Annotated in this window: 16 protein-coding genes; 3 read left to right on the plus strand and 13 right to left on the minus strand. The window is 43.4% G+C overall.

Going from position 1 to position 17,819, the window contains the following annotated elements:
- Positions 1-17: 17 nt before the first annotated feature.
- The 11 genes from kdpB to ACFFGT_RS25680 form a co-directional block, all read right to left on the minus strand.
- Positions 18-2,048, minus strand: a complete 2,031-nt coding sequence (kdpB, locus tag ACFFGT_RS25630) for a potassium-transporting ATPase subunit KdpB (RefSeq protein WP_377025365.1) — start codon at positions 2,046-2,048, stop codon at positions 18-20.
- A gap of 92 nt (positions 2,049-2,140) precedes the next feature.
- Entirely contained in the window at positions 2,141-3,856 is a 1,716-nt protein-coding gene (gene kdpA, locus ACFFGT_RS25635; protein ID WP_377025366.1) for a potassium-transporting ATPase subunit KdpA, read from the minus strand.
- Positions 3,857-3,865: 9 nt separating this feature from the next.
- Entirely contained in the window at positions 3,866-3,943 is a 78-nt protein-coding gene (kdpF, locus tag ACFFGT_RS25640; RefSeq protein WP_373695595.1) for a K(+)-transporting ATPase subunit F, read from the minus strand.
- A gap of 546 nt (positions 3,944-4,489) precedes the next feature.
- Positions 4,490-5,836 (minus strand): sigma-54-dependent transcriptional regulator, encoded by a 1,347-nt coding sequence (locus tag ACFFGT_RS25645; RefSeq protein ID WP_377025367.1) that lies wholly within the window; start codon positions 5,834-5,836, stop codon positions 4,490-4,492.
- Between the two features lie 118 nt (positions 5,837-5,954).
- Positions 5,955-6,155 carry a YqaE/Pmp3 family membrane protein gene (locus ACFFGT_RS25650; RefSeq protein ID WP_110586577.1) on the minus strand — a complete coding sequence of 67 codons (201 nt, stop codon included), beginning with the start codon at positions 6,153-6,155 and terminating at the stop codon, positions 5,955-5,957.
- A gap of 55 nt (positions 6,156-6,210) precedes the next feature.
- Entirely contained in the window at positions 6,211-6,762 is a 552-nt protein-coding gene (locus ACFFGT_RS25655) for an acyl-CoA thioesterase (protein WP_377025368.1), read from the minus strand.
- A gap of 206 nt (positions 6,763-6,968) precedes the next feature.
- The gene (locus tag ACFFGT_RS25660) at positions 6,969-8,219 is read right to left on the minus strand and encodes a type IX secretion system plug protein (RefSeq protein WP_377025369.1); all 1,251 of its coding nucleotides are present in this window, start codon (positions 8,217-8,219) and stop codon (positions 6,969-6,971) included.
- A gap of 139 nt (positions 8,220-8,358) precedes the next feature.
- Positions 8,359-10,281, minus strand: coding sequence for a ribosomal protection-like ABC-F family protein (abc-f, locus tag ACFFGT_RS25665; RefSeq protein WP_377025370.1), 1,923 nt, complete (start codon positions 10,279-10,281; stop codon positions 8,359-8,361).
- Between the two features lie 110 nt (positions 10,282-10,391).
- A complete protein-coding gene (locus tag ACFFGT_RS25670; protein ID WP_377025371.1) occupies positions 10,392-10,790 on the minus strand; it encodes a hypothetical protein in 399 nt (132 codons plus the stop codon).
- A gap of 2 nt (positions 10,791-10,792) precedes the next feature.
- Complete coding sequence (locus ACFFGT_RS25675; protein WP_377025372.1) at positions 10,793-11,563, minus strand: SGNH/GDSL hydrolase family protein; 771 nt, start codon at positions 11,561-11,563, stop codon at positions 10,793-10,795.
- Positions 11,564-11,801: 238 nt separating this feature from the next.
- Positions 11,802-12,161 (minus strand): cupin domain-containing protein, encoded by a 360-nt coding sequence (locus ACFFGT_RS25680; RefSeq protein WP_377025373.1) that lies wholly within the window; start codon positions 12,159-12,161, stop codon positions 11,802-11,804.
- 159 nt (positions 12,162-12,320) lie between these two features.
- On the opposite strand from ACFFGT_RS25680, the gene ACFFGT_RS25685 reads away from it, so the two are divergent.
- Together ACFFGT_RS25685 and ACFFGT_RS25690 are read left to right on the plus strand one after the other, a co-directional pair.
- On the plus strand, positions 12,321-12,818 hold the full coding sequence (locus tag ACFFGT_RS25685; RefSeq protein WP_377025374.1) for a TspO/MBR family protein: 498 nt from the start codon (positions 12,321-12,323) through the stop codon (positions 12,816-12,818).
- A 65-nt stretch (positions 12,819-12,883) separates the two neighbouring features.
- Positions 12,884-13,417, plus strand: a complete 534-nt coding sequence (locus tag ACFFGT_RS25690; RefSeq protein ID WP_377025375.1) for a hypothetical protein — start codon at positions 12,884-12,886, stop codon at positions 13,415-13,417.
- 13 nt (positions 13,418-13,430) lie between these two features.
- Here ACFFGT_RS25690 and ACFFGT_RS25695 read toward each other — a convergent pair whose 3' ends face one another.
- Positions 13,431-14,606: a glycoside hydrolase family 19 protein gene (locus ACFFGT_RS25695; protein ID WP_377025376.1), complete on the minus strand. Its 1,176-nt coding sequence runs from the start codon at positions 14,604-14,606 to the stop codon at positions 13,431-13,433.
- Positions 14,607-14,697: 91 nt separating this feature from the next.
- Entirely contained in the window at positions 14,698-17,061 is a 2,364-nt protein-coding gene (tamL, locus tag ACFFGT_RS25700) for a translocation and assembly module lipoprotein TamL (RefSeq protein ID WP_377025377.1), read from the minus strand.
- Between tamL and ACFFGT_RS25705 the strand changes: the two genes are divergently transcribed.
- Positions 17,052-17,801, plus strand: a complete 750-nt coding sequence (locus ACFFGT_RS25705) for a TrmH family RNA methyltransferase (RefSeq protein WP_377025378.1) — start codon at positions 17,052-17,054, stop codon at positions 17,799-17,801. The two genes, tamL and ACFFGT_RS25705, sit on opposite strands and share 10 nt — an antisense overlap.
- Positions 17,802-17,819 lie beyond the last annotated feature (18 nt).

Genomic DNA, 17,819 nt, shown 5'->3' on the forward strand with positions numbered 1-17,819 from the left:
CCTCCCGCTCATTTAATTTATATGAACAATGCAACAACTAAATCAATCAGTTTAATACCTATAAATGGTATAATGATACCGCCCAGACCATAGATCAGGAGGTTACGGCGCAACAGGGCGCTTGCACCAATCGGTTTGTATTCAACGCCTCTTAAAGCCAATGGTATCAGCATAGGTATAATAATAGCGTTAAAGATCACTGCCGAAAGGATAGCCGATTGCGGACTGTGCAGGTCCATAATGTTCAATGCTTTTAAAGCAGGCATTGATACCATGAACAAGGCAGGAACAATGGCGAAGTATTTAGCCACGTCGTTAGCTATACTGAAAGTAGTTAGCGTACCACGGGTCATCAATAACTGCTTGCCTATTTCTACGATCTCGATTAGCTTGGTTGGGTCGTTATCCAGATCCACCATGTTACCAGCTTCTTTGGCAGCTTGTGTACCGCTGTTCATGGCTACACCAACATCGGCCTGGGCAAGTGCCGGGGCATCGTTTGTACCGTCGCCCATCATGGCTACCAGTTTACCGCCCTGCTGCTCTTTTTTAATGTAGTTCATTTTATCCTCGGGCTTAGCCTCGGCAATAAAATCATCCACACCGGCTTTCTCGGCAATAAATTTGGCGGTGAGCGGGTTATCACCAGTCACCATTACGGTTTTAACACCCATTTTGCGGAGGCGTTCAAAACGTTCAGCAATACCGGTTTTAATGATATCCTGCAACTCGATCACACCCATGATCTTTTCATTTTGCGATACCACCAATGGGGTACCACCGTTTGAGGAGATCTTTTTAACATTCTCCTCCACATCGGCTGGAAACGGGTTGCCGGCTTTTAAAGCAATGTTACGGATAGAATCAAAAGCACCTTTACGGATACGTAAGCCATCAGGCGTATCCAAACCGCTTGAACGGGTTTCGGCAGTGAATTTGATAAATACCGAATCTTTAGGGGCGTAGATCTTTAGTTTATTAGGGCCTTGCTCGGCAAGCTCCACTATCGATTTACCTTCGGGGGTTTCGTCGGCCAGTGAGCTTAATACACATGCCATTACAAAATCCTGTTCGTTTACACCTGCTGTTGGGTAAAAGCTGGTTGCCTTACGGTTACCTATAGTAATGGTACCTGTTTTGTCAAGCAATAAGGTATCCAAATCGCCTGCAGTTTCAACTGCTTTACCACTTTTGGTGATTACGTTGGCACGTAAGGCCCTGTCCATCCCGGCAATACCGATGGCCGATAAAAGGCCACCGATAGTGGTAGGGATCAAACAAACAAACAACGATATAAAAGCAGCTATAGTGATGGGCGTGTTGGAGTAATCACCAAAAGGTTTCAGCGTAACGCATACAATAACGAAGATCAGTGTAAAACCTGCCAGCAGGATGGTCAATGCTATTTCGTTTGGTGTTTTTTGGCGTGAAGCACCTTCAACCAGGGCAATCATCTTATCCAGGAAGCTTTCACCAGGCTGGGTGGTAACCAGTACTTTAATCTTGTCGGATAATACCTTGGTACCGCCTGTCACTGATGATTTATCACCACCAGCCTCGCGGATCACCGGGGCAGATTCGCCGGTTATGGCCGACTCATCAATGGTAGCAATACCTTCGATGATCTCGCCGTCGGTAGGGATATTATCGCCGGTTTCGCAAATGAAAACATCGCCTTTTTTCAATTGTGACGACATCACCCTTTCTTCCTTGCCGTTAACCAGCAGGCGGGCAGGTGTTTCTTCACGGGTTTTGCGGAGGCTTTCGGCCTGGGCTTTACCGCGTGCTTCGGCAATAGCCTCGGCAAAGTTGGCAAACAGTACAGTTAACAGCAATATGATAAATACTGTAAAGTTGTAGGCAAAACTGCCCTGACCTTTATTTGCCAGCGAAAATATGCTCACAATGAGCATTACAACCGTACCAATCTCTACGGTGAACATCACCGGGTTACGGAACAGGACGCGTGGATTTAGCTTGATGAAGGATTGTTTGAAAGCCTCCTTCATCTGATCGCCCTGGAACAATGTATTTTGATTTGAGTTCATGATTTTATTTTTATAAGCCAGCCCCACCCAAACCCTCCCCGGAAGGGAGGGCTTTAAAAAGTCTCCCCTACCGGGGGAGATTTAGAGGGGGCTTATTTTAATGAAAAATGTTCAGCAATCGGACCTAAAGCTAATGCCGGGAAGAATGACAGGGCAGCGATAATTACGATCACCGCGAAGATCATCAGTCCGAAAGTAGAGGTATCGCTTTTAAGCGTTCCGGCCGATTCGGGGATGTTCTTCTTATTTGCCAGTAAACCTGCAATAGCCAGCGGACCAATAATTGGCAGGAACCTGCCCAATATCATCACCAAACCGGTTGTATAGTTCCAAAAGATATTACCATCGCCCAAACCTTCAAAACCTGAGCCGTTGTTGGCTGCCGATGATGAATACTCATACAGCATTTCGGAAAAACCGTGGTTGCCGGGGTTGTTTAACCATGTCGATGGTTTAACAGCCCAATCGGCACCGGCCACGTGTACAACAAAGTATGATGAAATGGCAAGACCAACCAATATGATGAAAGGGTGCAGCAAGGCAATCAATGAGGCGATCTTCATTTCTCGTGCCTCAATCTTACGGCCCAAAAACTCGGGGGTACGGCCAACCATCAGCCCCGAAATAAATACGGCGACAATGATAAATATGTAGAAGTTAAGGAAACCGACCCCGCAGCCGCCGTAAAAACAGTTGATCATCATGCCTAAAAGCATTGACAAACCCGACACCGGCATAGCGCTGTCATGCATGGAGTTTACCGAACCTGTAGAGGTAATGGTTGTCATAACACTCCAGTAAGCCGAGTTAAGCGGGCCGAAACGTACTTCCTTACCTTCCATAGCGCCAGTTGGCTGACTGATACCCATGTGGGCAATGGCCGGGTTACCGTTAAGCTCGGCATTGATGGTCGGGATCATCAGTAAAAGCATCCCAAGCGTCATCACCCCAAAAATTACGTAAGCAAATTTCTTTTTATTGAGGTAAAAACCTAATGCAAATACCAACGCGATTGGAATGATCAGCTGTGCTACCAGTTCAACAGTATTGGTTAAATAGTTAGGGTTTTCGATAGGGTGAGCGGAGTTGGCGCCAAACCAGCCGCCACCGTTGGTACCCAAATGTTTGATAGCAACCAGTGGTGCAACCGGTCCGCGGGAAACGTGAACGGTATCGCCCTGCATGCTGATAAAAGTATCTTTACCTGCGTAACTGGTGGTCATGCCGTTAAACGCGAAGATGATGGCTATAACAAATGAGATAGGCAACAACACGCGGGTGATTGATTTTACAAAATACTCCCAAAAGTTACCCAGTTTATCAGTAACCTTATCTTTCATGGCCTTGAAAACAACTACCAGCGCGGCGATACCGGTTGCGGCAGATACAAAGTGCAGGAACATGAATACAAAATGCTGTGTAAAGTAGGTAGCGCCGCTTTCGCCCGAGTAGTGCTGCAGGTTACAGTTCACCAAAAAGCTGATGGCTGTATTAAAAGCCGTATCAGGCGACTGGCCCGGGTTTGCATCGGGGTTAAGCGGCAAATGGCCTTGTGCCATGAGGCAAACAAAGGCATATATCAGCCAAACGCTGTTGATGGTAAGCAGGGCCAGCAGGTGCTGTTTCCAGTTCATTTCGCGTTTGGTATCAATACCGCTGAAGCGGAAGATCAGGCGATCAAGCGGGGCCAGAAAGTCGAGCCAGTTTTTTTCGCCCTTAAAAACTTTAGCCATATAACGGCCAAGGGGAATGGCAATGGCTAAGGTGAGCAGGTAGGTGAAAATTACACCCGTAAGTTCAGTGTTCATAGTTTAATTTTAAAATTTTTCGGGTTTAAGCAGTACGTATACCATGTAAATGAACACGGCCACTGCCACAATGAATAATGCTGCCATGATGTTAGATTTTTTCGAAATAGTTTACAGATTTGAAAAACACCCAGAATACCACTACAAATGTGGCCAGGTAAGCGATTGTGAGTAAAGCATCCATTTTATTATGTTTTTGCAAAGGGCTTTGCTAAGCGGATGCCAAGAAATCAATTATTTATATAAATAAATGATTATCAATAATTTATATAGATTTAGAATTATTGATTTATTTATTAAGGGGGAATTGAACTATCATTTTGATAGGTGATTATCAAAGTGGAATTGGGAATTTTAGCGCAATGTCTTCCACTGGTCGGAATTTATTTTTGCATGTCATTGAGGAGCTGTGGAGATTTGAGCGTGGGGCGACGTGGCAATCGCGAACTATGCAAATCCGCCCTGTAGAGCTACGAGATTGCCGCGCTATCGCTCGCAATGACATAATGGAGAAATGAGGTTATAAGCTTCGTGGGCCAAAGGCCGCTTGATAGTCGATACCCGGCAGGAGCCAGGCGTCGGCGAAGTTTTTCAGAAAAATCCGAAATCGAAATTCCGAAATCCGAAATCAATCTATTCCAGTCCGTACTCCTTCAACTTCCTGTACAGCGTAGCCACACCTATATTAAGCAAATGGGCAGCTTCGGCACGGTTGCCATGGGTGTGGTTAAGCACACGTTGAATATGCAGCTTTTCAACAGATGAAAGATCGAACGCCGAAATAGGTGCGCCGCTTTTTACCTGTTGCTGTTGAATTTCATAAGGCAGCAGGCTTTCGTCGAGCACATTGCTATCGGTAAGGATCACGGCACGCTCAATGATATTTTTAAGTTCACGGATGTTGCCGGGCCAATTGTAGGCTTCCAACTTTTCAACAAATGTATCGCCCAAAATATTTACCTGCTTTTTAACTTTAAGGGCAAAGTGCTGCATAAAGTACTCGGCCAGTAGCTTGATATCTTTTTTACGCTCGCGCAGGGCAGGCAGGGTGATCTGGAAAACAGAAAGGCGATAATACAGATCCGACCGGAAATGACCGTCGTTAATCTCGTTCAGTAAATTGCGGTTGGTAGCAGCCAGGATGCGTACATTAACCTGTGTGGGTTTGGTATCTCCTATTTTGATGAACTGCTGCGATTCAAGTACGCGGAGTAATTTGGCTTGCAGATCGTGGTCGAGCTCCCCTATCTCATCTAAAAATATGGTACCGCCGTTGGCTTCTTCAAAAAGTCCTTTTTTATCTTTTATAGCACCGGTAAATGAACCTGCTTTATGGCCAAACAATTCACTTTCCAGCAATTCTTTGGTAAAGGCACTGCAGTTTACCGCCACAAATGATTTGGACCTGCGGTTACTGGCCTGGTGAATAGCTTCGGCAAAAATTTCCTTGCCAGTGCCGGTTTCGCCTAATAATAATACAGTAGTATCGGTAAGGGCTACCTTCTGCGCCAGCTTGATCACATCGCTGATAGCGGTTGATTTACCGATGAGCCTGTCGAAACCAAACTTATCATTCAGCTTACTTTCCAGCTCGGTAACTTTTTGTTGCAGCAGAGCCTTATCCATGGCCTTGCTCACCAGCGGGATGATCTTTTCATTATCATCGCCCTTGGTGATATAATCAAATGCGCCGGCTTTAATAGCTTTTACACCATCATTAATAGTGCCGTAAGCGGTTAAAACAATGATTTCGGTATTAGGGTAGTTTTTCTTGATGGTTTCGGAAAGGGTAATACCATCAATATCGGGCAGCTTGACATCGCTCAGCACCACGTGTATAGTATCCTGCTGTAGCTTTTTAAGTCCTTCTTTGCCTGTACCTGCGGTAATTACTTCGTGGCCTTCCAGTTGTAAAATACGCGCAAGCAGGTTGCGGAGGCGTTCCTCATCATCAATAATTAGTAGCTTACCTTTTTGCATCGTGGCAAATATGGCAAATTAGGTTGATTAGTTGATTAGGTTAGATTAGGTTGATTAAGTTTTTTATGCTGGATAACTAACCACTCACCTAATAAACCAATTAACCACTCACCGATAATTACCACCTCGCCCGCCTTGTCGCCCTCATTAATTGCCTGTGGCGTTTGGCATCATAATAATCGCTGGTTACCAGGATGGCATGAATTACGCCCGGGATCCAGAAAAACAGGGTTAAAAATATATTCAGTATAAATGCACCTATCCTGCCGGTGGTAAGGATGGCGACAGGTGGCAGTAAAAAGCACAAAAAGTATCTCATAGTACAAATAGTTTTATTGTTAAGCTATTTGTTAGACCATCTGCAACTTATTTTGTTACTGTTTAATTTCTTCGCCGAGATTGGGTGGCAGCTGATCGCCAAAGAATAGCGCTTTCAGTTCGGTAGCATCGTTCGGGTTCATTTTTCCACCTAATATCAATCTCAATTGGCGGCGGCGAAGCGCTCCTTCATACAAGGCCTGTTCTTTTTCCGTTTCGGGGATCAGTTCAGGTACGGTTGTTTTTTGTCCATCTTTATCCAAAGCTACAAAGGTGTAATAAGCTTCATTGCTTTTCACCTTGGTGCCCGATGGGATATTTTGTGCCCAAACATCCATCCTTACTTCAACCGAAGTAGTAAATGCGCGGGTAACTTTTGCTTCTATGCTGATCACATCACCCAATTTTATGGGTGCCTTAAAAGATACGTTATCCACCGACGCGGTAACCACAATCCTGTTGCAATGCTTTTGTGCCGAAATAGCGGCGGCGATATCCATCCAATGCAGCAGGCGGCCCCCCATCAGGTTGTTTAAAGTGTTGGTATCATTGGGTAATACCAGTTCGTTCATGATGGTGTATGATTCCTGCGGCGATTTTCCGGTCATATGGGGTTGTTTTGGGGTAAAGATAAGAAGATTAATAAAAGAATGTCATTTCGAAACGAGGAACGAGTGAGAAATCTTGTACGCTATGCATAGCGGCCATGCTTTTTGATATTGCAGGGCGTACAAGATTTCTCTTTCGCCCCGGCGCTCTTGCCTCCCCTGCTCTATCGAAATGACAAAAATCATCAGTTAGGGTTTGGGTGGGGCTACCTCTTCGTCACCAACTCCCTGAAACCTACCAGTTCATCCCAGCGGGCGGCGGGTGGGCGGTAGTAAGTGAGCATCTGGTATTCGTTTTCGGTTTCAAAGTGGCTGCCTTCAAAAGGGATATCATCGGCTTTGCCGGTTTTGGCATCTACCCAAATATATTCGTAATCATATACGCCTTGCTTTAACAGCATATTTACCGTGTACCTGCCATTATCAAGCGGGTGCAACTTATTACTTTCGTCAAGACGGTAGTTATTGAACTGGCCTACGACGTAGGGGCTGCCATCTTTGGAATCTTTGTTGGTTGATAGTGTGAAGTACACGTGGGCGTAATCGGCATCGGTTGCCGGGGTTGTGCCATCGTTATTCAGGATATAGAATTTCCCGTCATTATCGTATTGAAAAATGTAATTGGGCTGGTCACGCACCGGATCGCCCAACAGCACAACCACATTTGTCGAGTCTTTATAAATTTTAGCAACCCTTTGCGAATTGAGTTTCAACGTACGGGTATCAAACAGCCTGAACTCATTGCGACCGGGAAAATCATTGATAGAAACATCGTTATAAATTAACTGCGAGCCACGGATATAAGTTGGCTGCCCATTAAGCACCGCGGTTTCGGTGCGGGCGTTTTGCATAATAAAGGTGCGTAAAGCATAAGCCGGGTTCTGCACAATCAGTCCAGAATAATCAACCGTAAAATTAACCTTCTGGTTAGTTTGCCGGGTAGCATTATTGGCCGAAGCTACCAAATCGGCTGCTATTGAAACCCGCTTGCCCAGCACATATAGCTTGCGGGTAAGTACCATTTTATTTTGATCACCATCTTCATACACCTTAAGCACATAATTACCCGATATTTTGGGAACGATGTTATTGTTGGGCAACGAAATTTCGTAATGGGTGTATTTTTGCATGGTACCGGTTGAGTAGCTGTAGTTGTACAGCCTGTCGTCGGTAAAGCTTTGCAGGTATTCGGCAGGTGAAAGGTTTGATGAGTTCCAGTTAGCATCGCAATGCTCAATGGTATAATAATAGTTGCGGCTACCTCCACGTAAATCATCAAACGTAAGTAACACTTTTTCATCCGATCCTAAATTGATCACAGGGAAAGAGCCCTGCTTGGCGGTATTGTAAAACTCAACACTTTTTATGGCCGATGAGTAAACGTTGTTATTGTAAGGGGATTGGGCAAAGGTATTTAACGACAGGAGGGTGAAAAGGATGATGTAAAGCTTTTTCATATAAACCTGCTAATTCCGGTTAAACTATAAAAACGTCATTGCGAGGAACGAAGCAATCCCTAACTGTACAGAGAGGCTTGCATAGCCGCTCCACTAATCGGGGATTGCTTCGTACCTCGCAATGACATGGTGATTAAACTTACGATTCCAATTCCAAAATCTGCTCGGCCAATGTTTCCCATTTATCCTGAATCTGCTTCAATTCGGCTTGTTTAGCATTATAAGCGGCATTGGTTTGCTTTAGTTTGGCGCCGTCGCTGTATATCTTTTCATCGGCCAGCTGGGTTTCCAGTTGCTTTACTTCTTTTTCAAGATCGGCAATTTGTTGTTCCATTTTGGCCAGGTCCTGGTTTAGTTTTTTAAGCTGTTGGTGCTTGTTTTCGCCTTGTGGCTGTTTAACAGGCTCCGGCTTTTTCTCTTCCTTTTTAGGCTGAGGTGCAGGCGCGGCAGCTTTTGGCTCTATTTTGCGATTGGCGTACCACACGTCGAACTCGGCGTAGGTGCCAGGGTAAATTTTTATCTTTTGATCTTCAATGAACCAGATCTTGTTGGCAACGTTATCCAGGAAATACCTGTCGTGCGATACCACGATGAAAGTCCCTTCGTACTGCTCCAGTGCCTGGATCAGGATATTTACCGATTGCATATCCAGGTGGTTGGTGGGCTCATCCAGTACCAGGAAGTTAGCATCGGCAGTAAGCGCCTTAGCCAAAGCCACGCGCGATTTTTCACCACCCGATAGTACCTTGATCTTCTTGAAAACATCATCGCCGGTAAACAAAAACGAACCTAAAATTGTACGCAGCTCGGTATCGGTATGTTTTGGGGCAAATGCTTGCAGTTCCTGGAGGATCTGGTTTTCAAGGTGCAGGGATTCCAGCTGGTGCTGGGCAAAAAACGTAGTAGTTACGTTATGGCCTGTGGTCATCGTACCGGTATAGTCGTTATCAGCCGAAGCAATAATGCGCAACAGGGTTGATTTACCTTTACCATTGGCACCGATGAGGGCAATTTTATCGCCTTTTTCAATTACGGCCTCGCCACCATTCAAAATATCAATTGCAGGATATTTTTTAACGATATCCTCTAAGGTTACTACGTGCCTGCCCGATTGTTTAGAGAAACGGAAAGCGAAGTTAACCGAAGGGTTATCATCATCCACATCATCAATACGTTCCATTTTATCAAGCATTTTGATACGCGACTGTGCCATTTTTGCTTTAGAAGCTTTGGCACGGAAACGCTCGATCAAACGCTCTTCCTGTTTTATTTTTGATTGCTGGTTTTTGAACTCGCCACGCTGAATCTCTTCGCGTAATGCTTTTTCTTCGAGATAGAAAGTGTAGTTGCCCGCGTAAACGGTCAGCTTGCCCTTGCGCGATTCAACCGTGCGGTTGATCACTTTATCCAGGAACCACCTATCGTGCGATACAATGATGATAGCACCGCTAAATGCCTTCAAATAATCTTCCAGCCACTGGATAGATGGCAAGTCAAGGTGGTTGGTAGGCTCATCCAGCAGCAGGATATCAGGTGCCTGTAACAGGATCTTGGCCAGCATTACACGCATCCGCCATCCACCCGAAAAGGTGCTTAGCTTACGCTTGCAATCGTCATCGCTAAAGCCCAAACCTGCTAAAATTTCGTGTGCTTTGTATTCAATATTATAACCGTCAAGCAGTTCAAACTCGTGCTGCTTATCGCTCAGTTTGTTTAACAGTTCTTCGCTATAATCCGTTTCCAGCTTTTTTAGCAGGCTCTCGATCTCGTCGTGCAGTTGGTTCTGGCGCTCAAAGGCTTCCATAGCCACATGTACGATGTTTTTATCGGATGAGTATGAAAGCAGATCCTGGTTAAGGTAACCCATGGTAAGGTCCTTAGCCATTGATATAGTTCCGGAGGTAGGTTTATAGTCGCCTACGATAATTTTTAAAAGAGTAGTTTTACCAGTACCGTTGGCACCAATTAAACCAATTTTTTCACCGGGTTTAATATGCCAGTTGGCTTCATCATATAGGGCCCGCGCACCAATCTCGAACGTAAGGTTATTTATAGCAATCATTTACGCGCAAAGATACGCTTTTTAGGCTTAAAGCCGAAAGCAGAAAGCTTAAGGCCCAACGAGTAATATGAATAATGAAGCCAGGATGATAAAATGAAGCTATTCCCTTATCAGGATTTCCTGTGAACTTTTAAAACTAACTGAGTTTCTACCATTTCAAATACCGTACTACCATCTTTTTCCACAACATTGATCAGCATAATAGTTCCTGTATTATTTACTTCTTTAATACGTATAATACCTTTTTCCGGATTGTATTCCCAATCGCCTTTTGGCATGCTCTTCACTGCCGGTGTTATATAAAAATGGTGGTTGGCATTGAAATCAAACACGGCATTTAAAAAAACCGTTTTAAGCGTTTTAATCATCATGGCTTTTTCCTGTTCGCTCATTTTCATGGTGCTCCCTGAAATATCAACATGATCAACCTGCCATTTTCCGGTAACATCTTTTGGCGGTGTGCTGTTCCATAAACCGGTTAACAGCAATAACATTATTATAGCTTTCATAGTTACGCTCCCACTGCTTTTAACCAGGTTTGTGCCATCAGGGCTTCACCGGCTACGCTGGGGTGTACACCGTCAAGGTTCCAGTAAGTGGCCGGGGCGGTTTGCTCGGCTTTATCAAATGCCGATTGGTAGGGAACAAACACCGCACCGAACTCGGCTGCTACATCTTTGGCGGCCTGGCGGTAGGCATCAAATGCAGGGTACCATTTATCATCAACAGCCCTTACATTTTTCTCGGCGAAGGGTTCGCAGATCACCAGTTTAATATCAGGCAGGGCTTCTTTGGTGCGGGTAAGCAGCTTTTTATAGTCGGTAATGTAAGTATCAATAGTACCTTTATAACCATTGGTTAGCGTATGCCAAAAGTCGTTTACACCTATGTGGATGCTCAGCACGTTGGGTTTAAGGGCAAGGCAATCGGTATCCCAGCGCTCGGCCAGTTGGTATACTTTATTACCACTGATGCCTTTGTTATAGATCTTAAGGCCTTTATCGGCATGCTTAAGCAGCAGCTGCGAAGCGGTAAGCAATGCATAGCCCGAGCCTAATGCGCTGGTGGTATTGGGTTCGGTTTTGCTGTGGTCGCGGCCCCAGTCGGTAATGGAGTCGCCCTGGAAAAGGACAACATCGCCCTGGTTAAAAGTTACTTTTTTTCCCGGCTTTTCAGCAGCTAAGGCCGATGAAACAATTGACGGGATGCCCATAGCGGCAATGGTACCAACAGCGGCAGTTTTTAAAAAATGACGACGATAGTTTTGTTCAGTATTTTTCATTTGTGGATTGCAAAAGGTATTTGCCGAAAATACTGATTTGCCTCAACTATTTAAACTTTGTTGATTTTTGTATCAGGATTTGTGAAAGGAATATCAACCCCCACGAACTGCCGCGGGTTTTCAACCCGTGGTGTCCTACTTATTGAAGCTTTCAGCTTAAATAATACTGAAGCTGAAAGCTTCAACCATCCCCAACCACAGGTTACGATGTCGCTAAACCTGCGGCAGATTGCAGTTTTTATTTATCTGCCACAAAATTTATCGGCTTTTCCGGATCATAAGTAACATAAACCCGTTTCCAGGGTTCATCATTAATAAGGCGCCATTTATGGGCAGTACCTGTGGTATCCTGAGCTATCAGGATCTCGCCTGGATTAAGGATAAATTTTTCACCGGGATAGGTTTCAAATTCAAGGGTGCCGGTAAGGGTGATCACGTATTGGTTGGCGGGGGCATTATGGTAATCATAAAACGCATGCGCTTCCGATTCCTGGAACCTTATGGCCAGCGCTTCATTAACCGGGCCTAACTCAACCATACCTTTTTCTATATGCGAATTACCGTCTTCGCCGGTGTATAACCTGTATGCTTTTATCATATGGGCTAAAACTAACATTTAAGCGTTAATACAACCTAATTGCTGTGTAATTATTGCAAAACGGTTGCCTTAACCGGGAAAATGTTCATTTTGTTTAGTTTTAAAATTCATCAATCCACCGCAAAACTTACAGCGCTTTTAATGGTTTAATAAATCATTATGCCTGTAGCTGTATCTACCAAACGTTTTCAGTTTTTACCCTACCTCATCAGCCTGTTCATTGTACTGGCTATAGGCTTTGCAGCATCGCTGGTAACCCGGCCAGAAATTGCCGGTTGGTACAGTACATTAAAAAAACCACCATTTAATCCGCCGCCCTGGTTGTTTGCGCCGGTATGGACGTTAATTTATATCATGATAGCAACCTCGGCTTACCTGATCTGGAAACACCGCAGCCGTAAACCTGCTTATATCATTGCCCGTTCGGTATATTTTATTCAGCTTATTTTAAATTTTTCATGGTCGATCATATTTTTTGGCATGCATCAAATAGCAGCCGCCATGATGGTGATCATTTTACTGTGGCTCAGCATTATGGTAACCATTAACTGGTTTAACAAATTTAACCGGACTGCCGCATGGCTGCTGGTTCCGTATTTAATATGGGTGAGCTTTGCCTGCGTACTTAACGTGAGTATTTATTTACTTAACCGATAGCCCATAAAAAACACTATTTTTATTGCAGATAATTACAGCATCGATAAAGAGCTTTCTATCAAACCATGAAAAAACTTTTACTCATTTTTTGCCTTGTTACTGCTGCACACAGCTTTGCATTTGCCGATAAAATTGCCATCAACCATTTTGTAATTAAAGAAAACCCCTTTGCGGTTGATGAGGTTGCCGTAGTTGCTACCGACACGGCCGGCGTGATACAGGAAAACGTGAACGGCGTTTTCACTTTTGTAATGAACGGATTTACCGAAGAACTGAAGTTTGATAAAGGCACAGCATTTTACCGCCACAAGCTCGATCGTTCAAGCTTCCTGTACGCCAAACACATGAACGATAGCGGCACGCATGCCATACTGTACTACATTTATAAGCACGACAGTAAGCTGAGCCCTTTCCATATCAGCTGGATCCTGTTAGTAGCCATCCCCCTGTTACTGGTATTGCTGGCTTACATGTTTAAGCGGTTCATCATTATTGCAGTGGTTATCTTCTGTATCTTCCTGTATTTCAACTACCACAACGGCTTAAGTATCCCAACATTTTTTGAGAGCATTATTGATGGGTTGAAGAATATGTTTTAGGAAGAACCTTTATTTACCTTGCGTTGGTGAGGCTATTGGTTAATATTGTCTCAAACTTTTTTGCATCTTCGGCTATTTGCTGATCATGGTCATGAGCGTTTATTGTACTTCGGGCATTAACATAATCCGTTTGAGTATCGTTTATGTATTTATTCAGCTGTTTGCCTGTAAATAATCCGCCAAACATAGCTGTTGTAACTATTCTGTAAGCTATTTCAGGATCTAAAGCCAAATCGGGATACTTGAGCAGATCTATCCCTAATACTTTCCCCATCAGTTCATAGTTTTCATACCAAACTAATTGTACATAACCCCGGCCGTAATATAATTTATCAGGTGTGTTATAGGGTATATGTTGTCCCGACTCTTGTGACATCTTCAATTTCTGTCCATAAGGGCGGCCCGCGCCTTTACCTATTTCAGCCATTGGTAAAAAAGTATTTGCCGTTTCGTATTTTATAGTAGCTAATACATAGGCAATTTGCTGGTTACTGGCAGTGGGGCTATATTTTTCAACAAAACCAAGTATCTGGCCAAATCTATTTCTGAGGTCTCCGTTGACCGGGAAAAATGAGTCACCATATTGGGTAACAAATTTATTAAGATTATATTTAAAAAGCCGGTTTGAAATATCTCCCAAATTACTGATGGATGTTTTAGTTCTTTTTATAATTGCATCTACCTTAGTATTGTTTTTTTGTGAGGTATTGGAGAGCTTTGTTACCGAGTCAAGACGAGAGGCAAACTGATCGGCAGCAATTTTATATTTATTTTGATATTCGATGGTCCTTGATTGTAATTCGTTTAAACTTGAGGAGATCAGCTTTTTCATTCTCTGAAGTTCAACGGAGTCATTTGCAATCCGTTTTCCTTTTATCTGAAGTTCAGTTGAATCTTTTGCAAGTGCTTTTGCAAATCTTTCATTTTTCAGTTCGGCTGCTATGGTATCCTTTTCCCAGGCAGGCCTAATAATGTAAGTGATATAAAAAGCCAAAACACCTCCCCCCAATAAAAGAGATGTGAATATCCTATAAAATGATTCCTTTTTATACCATGGCTTAGCTAAGGTTTTGAGTTGTTCCTTCGTATTAATTTCGATAAGATAGGTTTCTGCTTCTACCTTTTTTATTTCGGCTAAATATTTGTCATGTTCAGCCTTCTTGATTTTATCTGAGATATCATCGGCCATTGCGATAAGTTTTGATGGTTTAGGTTATTCAATCTCTTAAAATATAAATTTAAAGAAACCTCTTCAAAAAAACAACCCTCTATTATCTCTTTTAAAACGGCAATCCTATGCCAAAATTAAGCTGCATAAAGTTGTAGCTTTCGCCGCCATTGGCTGCTTCGTAGGCTTTTTTGAACGAGCCTTTACTGAATAATTCGCCTGCGTGGTTAACAAATACCCATTGGTCGCTGCCGTTAAATTGAGGGTCTTTAAATTTAAAGGCTGCATCCAGCCTGAAAACGAAGAAGCTTAAATCGAACCGCAGACCGGTACCTATGCCCATAGCTGTCGAGCTTAAAAAGTTACTGAATTTGAACTGTCCCTTTGGATTATCGGGCTCATCATGTAACCGCCATACGTTGCCGGCATCAACAAAAACAGCCCCTTTTAGCTTCGCACCAAAAAAATTATCGGCAAGCTTGTAACGATATTCGGCATTGGCTACAAATTTAATTTCGCCAAACTGATCAAGATATTTTAAACGGGCCCTTGTTGTATTATCAGTACCATAATAAGTTCCACGGTTAAATTGCCCCGGCCCTAAAGTACGCGGCAACCAGGCCCTGATATCATTAGCACCACCCGTATAAAAATTCTTTTCAAAAATAAGCTGGTTGCTGTTACCATAAGGGATTCCTATGCCGGGGTTAATCCGGAATACAAACTGCCTTTCGCCGCCTAAACTGCGATAAAAACGGGTATCGAGCTCAACCTTGGTGTATTGTGCAAACGTATAGCCAAAAAGTTTATGCTGGCCCAGGGTGTCTTTAGGGGCATTGGCAATGTTACTGATCAGGTTAAGAAAGTTGCCGCCAAGGTCCAAACTACCCCGGAAATAGGTAAAATTTTCATAGCTGTTAAGCTTTATTGCATTAACCTGGTAAGTGTACTGGCTGCCTGCCGTAAAAACGGTACGCCCGATAAGATAAACGTACGAATACCTGTTTTGCTTAAGTAAAGTATCTTTCGCCGCCGGATCAATAACACCTCTCGAAAACTCGATACTAATGGGTGTAATGGTATGGCTTTTATAAGGTGTATCAAAAAAGTCGTATGAGATAGAATTGATAAAGCTTTCGCGTTTAACCAGGTCTTTCTGGAAAAATAATGAATAGTTTGACGAAAGCGTAGTATGCGGAACCGCAAATTTACCCAGGAAAGGGAATTTAAACGGCAGCAAAAGTCGCGGATAAGTAAGCTGTGCGCCTACCCTAAATTCCTGGTTCTGAATGCTGCTGTGGTCATTACCCACAGTATTGCCGTTGTCAAAAAGGATACTCCAGTTAACTTTTAACTGCAATATGGCGGCCTGTTTAAATAAATTTCTATCGGTAAAAGTATTACCCACGTTATAGCCAAAGCGGCCGCCGCTAAAAAGCACCTCGCCCTCCACACGGTCGCTCATACGTTTCAGGGGCACTATATCTATCCGGGTATTGAGCCTGTTGGAGCTATCTTTTAGTTTTTCGTAAACAGGGTTGGGCACGTTTCTGAACACGTTTAACTCTGATAAGCGCGTGGTGGTACGTGTTTGCTTGTCGATATCATAGATCTCGCCCTTTTTCTGAAACACATAATCGGTTACTACCCTTGGCCGAAACCTTTTCGAATAATCAACAAACCTGAACTGTGAGTCAACCTGTATGGTATCTGCTTTGCCCGGTGTACGTCCCTGGCTGTTTGATATGGTAATTAATGTATTATTGATGGTATAAACCGGATGCTGCGTTTTACCCGCCGGGTTATCGATGATCATTTTCACATCAACCACACTGCTGTTAAAAGTCGAATCGTAAGTAAAGTTGATATACTGCCGGTAAAAATCGTAATAGCCGTTATGCTTCATCAACAAATAAAGCTGATCGCGGTCGTAGGCTAAGCTATCAGTATCAAACCTGCCGCCCGGTTGAATATGCGAGATCCTGTTGCGGTTACCATTATACAATCCCTTAATATTATTGTCGGCAATGCTATCAGTAAATTTGCGGATGCGGAACATGGGCCCTTCATTGGCAGTGAAAATCAGTTCAGCCCTTTGCTTTTTTACTACCACGCTGTCAGTAACTCTTGCTTTGAGATAACCACGGCTGCGGATGTATTTTTCCATTTGCAGGCGCGAGTATTCAATCAGGTTGCTATCTATAATCACAGGAGCCTCACCTATATTTTTTTTCCCTTTATTGCTAAAGGTATAATAAAGCTGCAAATTGAGCCAGTTATTGGGCTGCTGCTCCTTATCTACATAATTTATAGCTGTTTCGGCAAACTCTTCATCAATGCCTTTTATGGTAATTTTGCGCACCAGCGCCTGGTCTTTACGGATGCCACGGGTAATACTGCAGCCCGAACCGATAATAATCAGCAAAATACTTAATATTGTAAGGCGGTAAACAGCAGGTTTAGTATATGCTTTCAAAATCACAGATCAGTTTATTAAAGTCCTTACAACATAAAAAATTCCGTAAAGAGCATGGCTTATTTTTGGTTGAAGGCTACAAATCAGTTATTGAGTTTGTAAACACTGCATACCAGGTTGATACCATATACCATACCCCCGAAATTGCTCCAAAAATGATGAATTTATCCCGAAAAATAAATTTTCAGGAAATTTCATTGACCGACCTGGAAAAGATCAGCAGTTTGAAAACCCCGCAGGAGGTAATTGGTTTGGTTAAAATACCAAAATGGCCGCTTTTAAATTACAACTTACTGAAAAACAAGTTTTCGCTGGTGCTTGACGGCGTGCAGGATCCAGGTAATATGGGCACCATTATCCGCACGGCCGACTGGTTTGGCATTGCCGACATTATTTGCTCGGACGATACCGTTGATGTTTACAACCCAAAAGTGGTACAGGCTACCATGGGCTCACTGGCACGGGTAAACGTACATTATGGCGATTTAACAACCATTCTTCCTGAAATAAAAATGCCTTTATTTGGTGCAATGCTCGACGGCGATAATATATACAGCACCAATTTCGGCAATGAGGGACTATTGGCCATGGGCAACGAGGGTAATGGCTTACGACCTGAAATACAGGCCTTAATAAATAAAAAAGTAACTATCCCTCGCATAGGCCACGCCGAATCACTGAATGTAGCCATAGCTACAGCCATATTGTGTTCAGAAATAAAAAGAAATTCGTTCAAATAAATTTGCTCACTAAAAATA

It is taken from the genome of Mucilaginibacter angelicae (assembly GCF_042434235.1).
In the GTDB taxonomy this organism is placed as follows: Bacteria; Bacteroidota; Bacteroidia; order Sphingobacteriales; family Sphingobacteriaceae; genus Mucilaginibacter; species Mucilaginibacter angelicae.

Excerpts from the sequence above, each read along its gene's own strand:
- ACFFGT_RS25650 (WP_110586577.1), bottom strand. The coding sequence starts at position 6,155 with ATGAGATACTTTTTGTGCTTTTTACTGCCACCTGTCGCCATCCTTACC.
- ACFFGT_RS25660 (WP_377025369.1), bottom strand. The coding sequence starts at position 8,219 with ATGAAAAAGCTTTACATCATCCTTTTCACCCTCCTGTCGTTAAATACC.
- ACFFGT_RS25680 (WP_377025373.1), bottom strand. The coding sequence starts at position 12,161 with ATGATAAAAGCATACAGGTTATACACCGGCGAAGACGGTAATTCGCAT.
- ACFFGT_RS25690 (WP_377025375.1), top strand. The coding sequence starts at position 12,884 with ATGAAAAAACTTTTACTCATTTTTTGCCTTGTTACTGCTGCACACAGC.
- abc-f (WP_377025370.1), bottom strand. The coding sequence starts at position 10,281 with ATGATTGCTATAAATAACCTTACGTTCGAGATTGGTGCGCGGGCCCTA.
- ACFFGT_RS25670 (WP_377025371.1), bottom strand. The coding sequence starts at position 10,790 with ATGAAAGCTATAATAATGTTATTGCTGTTAACCGGTTTATGGAACAGC.
- ACFFGT_RS25685 (WP_377025374.1), top strand. The coding sequence starts at position 12,321 with ATGCCTGTAGCTGTATCTACCAAACGTTTTCAGTTTTTACCCTACCTC.
- ACFFGT_RS25705 (WP_377025378.1), top strand. The coding sequence starts at position 17,052 with ATGCTTTCAAAATCACAGATCAGTTTATTAAAGTCCTTACAACATAAA.
- ACFFGT_RS25675 (WP_377025372.1), bottom strand. The coding sequence starts at position 11,563 with ATGAAAAATACTGAACAAAACTATCGTCGTCATTTTTTAAAAACTGCC.
- ACFFGT_RS25645 (WP_377025367.1), bottom strand. The coding sequence starts at position 5,836 with ATGCAAAAAGGTAAGCTACTAATTATTGATGATGAGGAACGCCTCCGC.
- ACFFGT_RS25655 (WP_377025368.1), bottom strand. The coding sequence starts at position 6,762 with ATGACCGGAAAATCGCCGCAGGAATCATACACCATCATGAACGAACTG.
- ACFFGT_RS25695 (WP_377025376.1), bottom strand. The coding sequence starts at position 14,606 with ATGGCCGATGATATCTCAGATAAAATCAAGAAGGCTGAACATGACAAA.
- kdpF (WP_373695595.1), bottom strand. The coding sequence starts at position 3,943 with ATGGCAGCATTATTCATTGTGGCAGTGGCCGTGTTCATTTACATGGTA.
- kdpB (WP_377025365.1), bottom strand. The coding sequence starts at position 2,048 with ATGAACTCAAATCAAAATACATTGTTCCAGGGCGATCAGATGAAGGAG.
- kdpA (WP_377025366.1), bottom strand. The coding sequence starts at position 3,856 with ATGAACACTGAACTTACGGGTGTAATTTTCACCTACCTGCTCACCTTA.